This is a genomic window from Streptomyces niveiscabiei (assembly GCF_033794345.1).
Taxonomy (GTDB): domain Bacteria; phylum Actinomycetota; class Actinomycetes; order Streptomycetales; family Streptomycetaceae; genus Streptomyces; species Streptomyces niveiscabiei.
Genome location: NZ_JARAYJ010000021.1, coordinates 150,268 through 159,588 on the forward strand (window position 1 = coordinate 150,268; position 9,321 = coordinate 159,588).

The following is a 9,321-nucleotide window of genomic DNA, read 5'->3' on the forward strand; positions in this document are numbered from 1 at the left end:
CCACAGGTGCGCGTCAGCCATGCGGTCCGCGGAGGACGGGACGCTCACCGTCCGCCGGGGAGGAGAACCAGGATCTGGTGCGAGGGGGCGAGTCCGGCCGCTCGATCGCGGTCCCCTGGGGGGCCGTCTCCTGTGGCGTACCGGTGCGCCTCAGCCACGGTACCGGTACGGGGGCAAGGTGCACATCCCATGAGACGGCAGACGTACGGGACATAGCCCGGAAAGGAGTGAGGTACCCGACATCATGTGCGGTCATGGTGGGAGGTGTTCGGTCCGCCGCCGAGAGTACCCGGTCCGCGACGTTGCGCAACACCCGTAAGTAGCCGCCGCGCGCGGCCGGGTCGCGGATCAACTGCCCGACTCCGGTGCGGGGATAGTCCGTCCCCGCGGGCCGGCCCGCCTGCCGGGCCGTCTCCTCCACCAGCCGCGCGGGCAGCCCCGCGCTCTGCCACACCACCCCGACCGGCCGCACCGAGGCGTCGCCGGTGCGGTGCAGGCGCCAGCTCAGCCGCTCCTCGAAGACCGAGAGGTCGTAGGTGCAGGAGGGGCTGCGGAAGTACTCCTGGGAGTAGAGGACCACCAGGCAACGGCAGTTCATCGCCGGGACCTCGGCCGGCGGGGCGAGCGCCAGGTCGCCGCGGCGGTGGTCGGCGAGGAGTCCGTCGTATCCCGGCGCGCGGTCGGTGCGCCCCCGGATCTCGGTCTGGAGATCCGCGTGGAAGTGCTCGACGTCCCGTCGCCCCGCGCCCTCGACCGCATGGCTGACGTAGAAGTACGGCACCATGCTCGCCTCCCCCCGGCCCGGCCCAGGCCCTTGCGTTCCCTTTGATCAATGCAACGGCTCTACCCCGGCGGGCATCCCCATGGTAGAGGGATTCCCTTGCTCTGTAACGGGGTTGTGACGGTCTTTCACCAGTGCGAGCAGACTGTCGTGCACGCGTTCGCGGACATGCGCGATGAACGCCTTGAGGTCGGCGCAGTAACAGGACGGGTTGTCGTACCCGTTGGCGGTCCGGTACCGGTGCGCCCGCAGCCCACCGCCGCACACGCGTACGACGGGACAGTCCCGGCACTCGCCGCACAGCCCGCCGATCCCCGCCCGCTCGGCCGCGAACCCCGGGTGCGCGGCGGCCTCGTCGAGGCTGTGCCGGGCGACCCGGAAGCCGGTGCTCGCGGCTCCCTCGTGGACGGCCTTGAGGATGTCGTTCTGCTCGATGGCGCCGTCGGGCTGGATCACGACGACGTCGGAACCGCCGACTCCCCACACTTCGGTGCCACTCGACCCGCCCAGCAGGACGTCCACCAGCGAGTCGAACATCCGTACCGGGACCTCGCGGACCGGCGCGTCGAACCAGCGGTCGAAGACCGCCGCGAGCCAGCGGGCGTACGGCGTGTCCCCCGACTCCAGGCCGGGCGGCGGGTGTTGCCGGGTGCCGAGCGGCAACAGGAGGTCCAGGGACGGGGGTTGCTGCTTCAGGAGGGCCTCGTAGGTCTCCACCGGGTCGGCTTCGAGGTCGACCGTGCACAGGAGTCCGGCGTACCGGGACGGGTGTGCGCGCAGCAGCTCCAGCGCCTTCAGTACGTCGTCGTACGTCCCCCGGCCCGACGCGCGCCGCCGGCGCCGGTCGTGCGCCTCCCGCGTCCCGTCGAGGCTGACGCCCGCGCGGATGCCGTACCGGTGGAAGACGTCCAGCCAACTCGGGGTGATCTGGGCGCCGTTGGTCTGGACGACGAGGTCCAGGGGGGTGTCCAGGCCGTGCCACCGGTCGTGCAGCGCCTGCGCGAAGTGCGCCAGGCGGCGCGGGCCCGCGAGGAGGGGTTCGCCGCCGTGGAGCATGACGCGGGCCCGGGGCGGGCGGTGCGCGCGGACGTGGTCCGCGATCCGACGGGCCGTCAACTCCCGTACGGCGTACGGCATCGCGCGGGGCTGGGTGGTCCAGCCGGTGTCGCGCAGCGCGTAGACGTAGCAGTCGGGGCAGGCGAAGTCGCAGCGGGAGTGCAGCTTGACGACGAACTGGGAGAAGGTGACCGGGAGTTGGGTGGTGGCGGGTCGCGTGTCAGACGGCACTGTGCCACCCCGGCGGGGTCTGCGGGCCGCTCCTGGTCCGGCGTAGGAGTGCCTCGACGATCGGGGAGCGCGCGAGGCCGGACAGCCGGTCGGCGGGCACAGCCCCGGCCAGCTCGGCTAACTCGCCCCGTTCCCGCCTGCCTTCGCGGCCGTTCTCGGTGCTCTTCACGCCAGACTCCGTTCCCCCCGAGCCCCCGCGCTCGCGCCGGGACCGGCCTTGGACCCTGCTAAAGTCCGGGACTCGTGAGACGTCGGCGAATATCTCCCCGTACGCCTGACGTGTGCCCGTACGCCTGACGTGTGCGCCCGCCAGGCACTCTTCACTGTACCCAGGGCGGCCTGGGAAGCCTATCCTCAAGAAGAGCGGGGGGTCCCGGCCCGACCGGCGGCAGTCTGCGAGGGGCGCGTGGATCGATCCGTCAACTACTTCTACACCAGCTGCACCCGCGGTGACGGCTGGCCGTCGCTCAGCCGCTTCCACGCCGACCTGGAGTACCGGCTCAAGGCCCAGGAGGGCCTGTGGGTGGCCGGCGTCCTCGGACCGCAGACGGGCTCGGGCCCGGTGTTGCAGAGCGGGGTCGCGCAGGTCGGCGTGATGGTCGCGCTGTACTCCCCGGAGTACTTCCGCGACGGCGACTGCGGCCTGGAGTGGGCGGTGTTCCGGCGCCGCATCCGGGGCCAGGAGTACCTCACGCACGAACCGCTCGCCGACTGCCTGATCCCCCTCGTGTGGAAGCCGGTGCCCCCGCGCGAACGCCCCGGGGACACGCCGGACCCCTGGCCGTTCCTCGCGGAGCTGCGCGGCGCCGACTCCGAGGCCGGCCGGCTGTACGAACGGCGGGGCCTGTCGGGGCTGATGCAGTCCCAGCTGCCCGAGGCGGGAGACCTGTACGTCGCTCTCCTCGGCCTGCTCGCGCGGCGGATCGCGATGGTACGGCACTTCGGCCTCGGCCCCCTCGAAGGGGACGAACTGCGCACGGTCGCACCGGCGTTCGGCACGACGCTGGCGCCCGCGTCCGCCGCGCACGTCCGCCGGACCGTCCCGGGCGGCGACCTGGTGGCCCATGGCTCCGCGGGCGGCGGCTACCTGAGCTACTCCGACGTCGGCCACCGGGGCGGTGGTCCGCCGGGCGGCCCGGCCGCCGAACTGCGGTCCGTCGCCATCAGCTACGTCGGCGCCGACCAGCCGTGGGCCGACTGGATGCAGGAGGTGCTGGAGGAGGACACCGGCTCGGTCGTCCACCAGGTGCGCTGGCGAACGGAGTTGGAGCCGCTGTCGGAGGCGGTCGCGCGGGCGCGGGAGGAGGGCTCGCGGATCGTCGTGGTGTTCTCGCGCAGCTACTTCACCGCCGGCGCGCCCGACCCCTACCAGTGGGAGGAGGTGTTCCTCGGCGAGGACGCGGCGGATCTGATCCCCGTTCAGATCGACGCCGAGCCACGGCCGTTGCTGGTGCGCCGGGGCGTTCCGGTCGTCCAGCTCACCGGCTCGGACGAGGGGCAGGCCCAGCTCCTGCGCGACATGGTCCACGACGCGGGCCCGACCGTACCGGGGCAGCGCGAGGGAGACGCGCGGTGACCCTGCCCCTGCCGCTGCCGCGCTCGGCCCGCTCGGCGACGGCACCGCCGCCGATATCCAACATCCCCGAACTGGGGCTGCCGTTCACCGGCCGGGACGAACAGATCGCCCAGCTCACCAAGTTGTTCTCGCGGTACGGCCATGTCCTGCTGCACGACGCCGAGTCGGGGCAGGGGTTCGGCAAGACCCAGATGGCGATCGCCTATTGCCGCCGGTTCACCCGGCGCTACGAGGTGGCCTGGTGGTTCGAGTGCTTCGGCGAGACCGACGACGACCGGCTGCTCGCCCTGATCGAGACGCAGGAGCAGGAGCTGCGCGAGCGCTGCGCGCGGACGCCCGGCGGGCCGCCGAAGCCCAGACCCGACAGCAAGTGGCTGTTCGTGTACGACAACGTCTCCGACCCCGACCGCATCTACGAGCACTTCCTCCCCGGCACCGGGCACCGCCTCGTCACCTCCCGCACCAAGGGCCTCACCTGGGGCGACAACTGCCTCGCCCTCGGCGGACTCAGCCCGACGATCGCCGAGGCGCTCCTGCTCGAACACGCCGACAGCCTCACCGGCGAACAGGCCGAACACCTCGCCCGCCGCGCGAAGGGCCACCCCGGCACGCTCCTCACGACCGCCGAGATCGTCTACCAGTTCGGGTACGAGGGCTACCTGGACCAGCTCGGCCCCAGCACCCCGCCGCACGGCACCCCGGTCCCCGGCGCCGGCAGCCTCCTCGACCCCACCGACAAACGCACCCTCATCGAGGCCATCGTCCGCTCCCCCGTCAACGGCACGCGCGAGACCTTCGACCTGTGGGTCCAGTCCATCCAACTCGCCGTGAAACCCCTGCTGCTCGCTCCGCTGGTCGACGGCGGCTCGGCCCGCAACCGCGTCATCGCCATCGTCAACGAGGCCGCCGCCTCCCCGGTGGTCCTCACCGCCCTCGCGGACGCCCTGGAGGAACAGGGCGACAACGAGGCGACCCGCGTCGTACGCCACCTGGTGGACAAGGCGATCAAGAACTGGCGGACGAACGGCCACAGCTGACACCGTCCCCGCGCGTTCCCCGAACAGGGCGACACCCGGGGGCATTTCGGGCACACTCGGGGAGGGCCGCACGGGACGACGGGGAACGGGGGTCGGCGAACGGGAGTCGGCGCACAGGGCTCTGCGGGAGCCCTCCGCGCCCACGCCCGGCCACCGCAACCCGCCGTGCAGGCCCACGACTTCGGGGAGGATCCATGACCGACCGACCGCCGTTCTTCTTCACCAGCTACGCCGAACGCCGCGCCGACAGCGACCTGGTGGAGCAGTTCCACACCCGGCTCCAGCGGGAGGTGGAGATCAAGCGCGGGCGCTCGGCCCCGACCGAGGGGTTCCTCAACACCGGTTCCCTGCGCCTCGGCCAGGGCTGGCGCGGGAAGATCGGTACGGCCCTGGGGCGGACCAGATTCCTGGTCGTCCTGCTGACGGACGACTACCTGGCGAGCCCCTGGTGCGCACGGGAGTGGGCGGTGGTCAAGGCCCGCACAGGGCTCGCGGCGCCGGAGGAACCGGTGGCCCTCCTGCCCCTCTTCTGGACCGGCGTCAGCCGCGAACTCCCCCAGGACGTCGCCGACTTGCAGCTCCGGATGGCGACGCTCGGCGCGGCGTACACGGACCGCTGCCTGGTCGACCTGATGCGGGACGCCCCTCAGGCGTACGAGAAGCTGGTGATCGGCTTGACGGACCACATGATCGAGCAGGCGGCGACCCGACTGCCGGAGATGGACGCGGAGTCGGCGGCGTCCTACCCACCGGCGTTCGGGCTGACGGCGCCGGAGAAGGAACAGGCCGGAGCGGCGGAGCCGGACGTGAAAGCGGCGCAAGTGACGCAGGCGCCACCGGAGTTGACGTCGGCACCGGAGTTGACGTCGGCACCGGCCACCCCGGTCGCTGCCTTCAAGAAGAACGACCTCGTCATCGCCCTCATCCGCTCCCCCATCTCCGGCCCCCGCGAGACCTACGAACTCTGGCTGGAATCCGTCCGACTCCTCATCGCCCCCACCCAGTTGGAGCCCCTCACCGACTCGAACACCCTGCGCAGCCGCGTCATCGCCCTGCTCAACTTCGCCCAGAGACAAGAGACGCCGGCCGTCCTCCTCGCCCTCGCCGAAGCCCTCGAAGAACTGAGCGACGACAGGACGGTCGGCGAAGTACGCCGCCTCGTCACCATCGCCGCCCAGACCTGGTGGCCGTAACCCCCTACTTCCCGAACACCCCCTCCAGCCACCCCTGCCAACCCGCCTCCGCGGCCTTGGGATCCGCCCCGTCCCCGAAGTCGTGCACGCTGATCCCCACCGGAGCCCCCCACCGCCCCCGCCCGAACACCCGGACAAGCGCCCGCTCGGTCCGCAGCCCGATGAACTCCGGCGTCCGGTAGTCGAGTACGGCCTCGAACTCCCGGGGCCCCCGCACGGTGACCCGCTCCCCGACGACGTCCCCGACCCCCAACTCCCGTGCGACCAGGGCCAGTGCGTCCGGCGTGGCGGAAGCGGCCGGCCCCTCCGCCGAGGAGAACGCCACGGCCCGTGGAGCGAAGTGCACCAAGTACTCCCGCAGCGTGTGCAGATAGAAGTCCGTGTGCCGCCCGGCCCCGTCGTACTGGTTCTCCCAGTCGTCGACGAAGATCCCGCTGTGCACGTACCGCACCCACGCCCGCCGCCCCTCGTCCCGGGGCTCGACGGTGTAGTCGAGCTGGTTGCGGGACTGGACGTCCATCCCGACGTCCTCGCTCAGGTTCGTGTACCGGTACGGCGGTTCCCACGCCGTGACGGTCGACCCGAACGGCCCGCTCCCCCCGACGCGAGGCTCGGGCGCCTCCATGGGCCACAGGTACGCCCCGGTGTTCCGGGTCACCGCCTCCCACACCTGCTCCGGCGTCGCGTCCACCTCGAACTCGCGGACGATCTCGAATTCCTTCTCCGTGCCCTTGGACATGGCAACTCTCCTCAGTGTTCAGTCAGTTCAGCAGGGGACGACCCCGTGCGGGACGGCGTCTCCTTGAGCGTCGGATGCAGCCCGAGCACGATCCGGTGATCGCGCCCGCCTTCCGCGTCCGGCGCGTCGTACTTGCGGATCAGCGCGCTCACCCCGGCCGTCAACTCCTGCACGAACGCGGCCCGTTCGGCGGCGGACGCGAACCGCACCTCGCCGTCCAGCGCGTAAGTCGCCAGCCCCTTGCGGGCCTTGGCCGCGCCGGTGATCAGCGAACCGACGTCCCGCACGAGCCGCGCGCCCAGCGCCAGCAGCCAGCGCGCGGAGAGCTGGTCACGGAAGCGGTCCGGGTCCGGCTGCACCTCCGCGAGGGCCAGCGGCGAGATGACGTACGACGCGGCGGTGGCCCGCATCAGCCGCTCGGTGACGTTCCCCTTGCGGCGCTCCCCGGCCAGCTCGACCAGGCCGTGCTTCTCCAGGGCCTTGAGGTGATAGTTCACCTTCTGCCGGGGCAGCCCGACCTGCCCGGCCAGCATCGCGGCCGACGCGGGGCCCGCGGCCAGCTCGGCCAGCAGCCGCGCCCTTATCGGGTCCAGCGTCGCGGCTGCCGCCTCGGGGTTCTCGATCACGGTGACGTCCAGCATGGGTCCACCGTCTCACCGAAAACTTTTTTTGTCTAGGAGAGAATACTTGTCGGTGAGTGGACATGACGGAACACCCCCTGTCCGGGGGTGTCCCGTATCCGGGGATGTCCCTGCCTGGGGGTCCCGCTACGCCTTGCCCTCGTCCTCCCCCAGCCGCGACAACTGGCTCTGGAACCAGTCCAGCCGCGCCTGCAACAGCGCGGCCTCCGCGGTGAGTTCGGGCACCCCGAAGCGCGCGGACGCCTTCCCCTCCCGCGCGACTACCCGCAGCCCCTCGCCGGCCAGCCGCGCGAACGAGGCGAGGGAGACGGCGGTACGGGCCTGTACGCAGCCCGCGCAGGACGCGGCGAGCCCGAGCCACCCCGGCCGGCCCCACCCGGCGTCGGCGAGCGCGGCGGCGGGTGCGCCACAGGCACAGGGCCCCACGGTCATCGTGCGGACACGCTGTCTCGCGTACCGGAACCCCAACTCGAAGCGGATGTAGGCGCCGAGGACGGTCACGTCGAGCAGCACCGCGTCACGGTTCTCGGCGACGCAGAGCAGCCCCTCGGCCGTACCCCGCTCGTGCACGCAGTGGAACCCGCAGTCACAGCGCCGATGCGGCGCCCGGTGCCGCAGCCCGTACACGCACGACGCCTCCGCCAGCACCCCGTACGGCAGCGCGCCGCCCAGCGACACACCCGTGAACCCGGCCCCGGTGCCGTCGTACGACAGCACCGGGCGAGCGATCTTGTATCCGGTCGGCGGCCGATCCGGACGTTCCTCCGGCAGCCGCAGCCTCATCGGCCGACCGGCACCTCTTCGACGGCCGACTCCCGCTGTTCGTCGACGAGTTCGACCTCGTCCTCGACGACGTCGACCCGCTCTTCCGCGACCCCGGTGGCGACTGCCCTGCCGAGCTTCATACTGCCTCCCCTGTGGCGGTTTCCCTCGGCCATGGTGACGGACGGACGGGGGTTTGGACACAGTGCCTCACCACAGCGAACGAGCTTCAGCGAAGGGATGCTAATCAATACCGGGTAGCAGATTTAAGTAGAGCTACACCATCACCCGGCCGACACTACTCCCATGACCACGACCGCCTTCGGCCGCGCCCTCTGCGCGATGATCACCCCCTTCACCGAGACCGGCGCCCTCGACCTGGACGGCGCGCAGCGCCTGGCCGCTCACCTGATCTCCGAGGGCTGCGACGGCCTGGTCCTCTCCGGCACGACCGGCGAATCCCCCACGACGACGGACGCGGAGAAGTCGGCGCTGGTACGGGCGGTCCGGGAAGCCGTAGGCCCAACCACCCCCATCCTCACGGGAGTAGGCACCGCGGACACCCACCACACGGCCCAACTCACCCTGGACGCAGCCAAGTCCGGCGCGACCGGCATCCTCCTGGCCCCGCCCTACTACAGCCGCCCGCCCCAAGCCGCCGTCGAATCCCACCTCCGCGAGATCGCCGACCTCAGCGAACTCCCGGTCATGCTCTACGACATCCCCTCCCGCACAGCCACCCGCCTCGAACCGTCCACCCTCCTCCGCCTCGCCGACCACCCCCGCATCGTCGCGGTCAAGGACTGCTCCTACGACTTCCTGGCCGCCCAAAAGCTCATCTCCCGCACCGACTTGGCCTACTACGCAGGCTGCGACGAACACAACCTCGCCCTGTACGCCGTGGGCGGCACCGGCTACGTCAGCACCATCTCCAACGCCGCCGCCCGCCAAGTCCGCACCGTCCTCGACCTGTTCGACGCGGGCGACACCTCAGCAGCGGCCAAGGCCCAACAACGCCTCATCCCTCTCACGGAGTCGATGATGTCCTCAGACCTGCCCGGGACGGTGACGGCAAAGGCCCTCCTCTCAGCCCTGGGCCTCCCTTCGGGCCCGGTCCGTCGCCCCCTCCTGAACGCGGACCCCGAAACGACGAAGGCGCTCCGGGCGGCGTACGAGGAATGCGGCTGATTCCCTCCCCCGCCCCCTCTAGTGCCGCATCAGGCAACGTTCGCCCTGTTGACGACCTCGCGGAGGAGTTCGTCGGCGGCGTGCTTGTTTCGCCAGATGATGTAGCGGCGGATCATG

Annotated in this window: 11 protein-coding genes and 1 pseudogene; 4 read left to right on the top strand and 8 right to left on the bottom strand. The window is 71.4% G+C overall.

Translation table 11 applies throughout. The annotated features are described in order from the left end of the window. Positions 1 to 13 precede the first annotated feature (13 nt). The 3 genes from PV682_RS26785 to PV682_RS26795 are packed head-to-tail and all read right to left on the bottom strand — an operon-like array spanning position 14 to position 2,237. On the bottom strand, positions 14 to 784 hold the full coding sequence (locus PV682_RS26785) for a hypothetical protein (protein WP_319734199.1): 771 nt from the start codon (positions 782 to 784) through the stop codon (positions 14 to 16). Positions 785 to 829: 45 nt separating this feature from the next. Continuing rightward, entirely contained in the window at positions 830 to 2,068 is a 1,239-nt protein-coding gene (locus PV682_RS26790) for an FxsB family cyclophane-forming radical SAM/SPASM peptide maturase (RefSeq protein WP_319734201.1), read from the bottom strand. Continuing rightward, on the bottom strand, positions 2,058 to 2,237 hold the full coding sequence (locus PV682_RS26795; RefSeq protein ID WP_055723503.1) for a hypothetical protein: 180 nt from the start codon (positions 2,235 to 2,237) through the stop codon (positions 2,058 to 2,060). Before PV682_RS26795 ends, PV682_RS26790 begins: the two co-directional genes overlap by 11 nt. 237 nt (positions 2,238 to 2,474) lie before the next feature. On the opposite strand from PV682_RS26795, the gene PV682_RS26800 reads away from it, so the two are divergent. The 3 genes from PV682_RS26800 (at position 2,475) to PV682_RS26810 (ending at position 5,874) form a co-directional block, all read left to right on the top strand. After that, a complete protein-coding gene (locus PV682_RS26800; RefSeq protein WP_319734205.1) occupies positions 2,475 to 3,644 on the top strand; it encodes a toll/interleukin-1 receptor domain-containing protein in 1,170 nt (389 codons plus the stop codon). Beyond that, the gene (locus tag PV682_RS26805) at positions 3,641 to 4,681 is read left to right on the top strand and encodes a hypothetical protein (RefSeq protein WP_319734207.1); all 1,041 of its coding nucleotides are present in this window, start codon (positions 3,641 to 3,643) and stop codon (positions 4,679 to 4,681) included. Before PV682_RS26800 ends, PV682_RS26805 begins: the two co-directional genes overlap by 4 nt. Before the next feature lie 194 nt (positions 4,682 to 4,875). Further along, entirely contained in the window at positions 4,876 to 5,874 is a 999-nt protein-coding gene (locus PV682_RS26810) for a toll/interleukin-1 receptor domain-containing protein (protein ID WP_319734209.1), read from the top strand. Between the two features lie 4 nt (positions 5,875 to 5,878). Here the strand turns inward: PV682_RS26810 and PV682_RS26815 are convergent, their stop codons facing one another. The 4 genes from PV682_RS26815 to PV682_RS26830 form a co-directional block, all read right to left on the bottom strand. Then, on the bottom strand, positions 5,879 to 6,613 hold the full coding sequence (locus tag PV682_RS26815) for an SRPBCC family protein (protein ID WP_319734211.1): 735 nt from the start codon (positions 6,611 to 6,613) through the stop codon (positions 5,879 to 5,881). Between the two features lie 11 nt (positions 6,614 to 6,624). Continuing rightward, the gene (locus PV682_RS26820; protein ID WP_319734213.1) at positions 6,625 to 7,254 is read right to left on the bottom strand and encodes an ArsR/SmtB family transcription factor; all 630 of its coding nucleotides are present in this window, start codon (positions 7,252 to 7,254) and stop codon (positions 6,625 to 6,627) included. A gap of 126 nt (positions 7,255 to 7,380) precedes the next feature. After that, complete coding sequence (locus PV682_RS26825; RefSeq protein ID WP_112474136.1) at positions 7,381 to 8,037, bottom strand: hypothetical protein; 657 nt, start codon at positions 8,035 to 8,037, stop codon at positions 7,381 to 7,383. Further along, positions 8,034 to 8,159 (bottom strand): hypothetical protein, encoded by a 126-nt coding sequence (locus PV682_RS26830; protein ID WP_276312118.1) that lies wholly within the window; start codon positions 8,157 to 8,159, stop codon positions 8,034 to 8,036. Before PV682_RS26830 ends, PV682_RS26825 begins: the two co-directional genes overlap by 4 nt. Before the next feature lie 163 nt (positions 8,160 to 8,322). Between PV682_RS26830 and dapA the strand changes: the two genes are divergently transcribed. Then, on the top strand, positions 8,323 to 9,204 hold the full coding sequence (gene dapA / locus PV682_RS26835; RefSeq protein WP_319734217.1) for a 4-hydroxy-tetrahydrodipicolinate synthase: 882 nt from the start codon (positions 8,323 to 8,325) through the stop codon (positions 9,202 to 9,204). A gap of 29 nt (positions 9,205 to 9,233) precedes the next feature. Here dapA and PV682_RS26840 read toward each other — a convergent pair. Continuing rightward, positions 9,234 to 9,321: pseudogene (locus PV682_RS26840) on the bottom strand (transposase); the annotation flags it as partial.

Coding starts and splice junctions, on each gene's coding strand:
- PV682_RS26785 (WP_319734199.1), bottom strand. CDS start 784: ATGGTGCCGTACTTCTACGTCAGCCATGCGGTCGAGGGCGCGGGGCGA.
- PV682_RS26810 (WP_319734209.1), top strand. CDS start 4,876: ATGACCGACCGACCGCCGTTCTTCTTCACCAGCTACGCCGAACGCCGC.
- PV682_RS26815 (WP_319734211.1), bottom strand. CDS start 6,613: ATGTCCAAGGGCACGGAGAAGGAATTCGAGATCGTCCGCGAGTTCGAG.
- PV682_RS26820 (WP_319734213.1), bottom strand. CDS start 7,254: ATGCTGGACGTCACCGTGATCGAGAACCCCGAGGCGGCAGCCGCGACG.
- PV682_RS26825 (WP_112474136.1), bottom strand. CDS start 8,037: ATGAGGCTGCGGCTGCCGGAGGAACGTCCGGATCGGCCGCCGACCGGA.
- PV682_RS26830 (WP_276312118.1), bottom strand. CDS start 8,159: ATGAAGCTCGGCAGGGCAGTCGCCACCGGGGTCGCGGAAGAGCGGGTC.
- dapA (WP_319734217.1), top strand. CDS start 8,323: ATGACCACGACCGCCTTCGGCCGCGCCCTCTGCGCGATGATCACCCCC.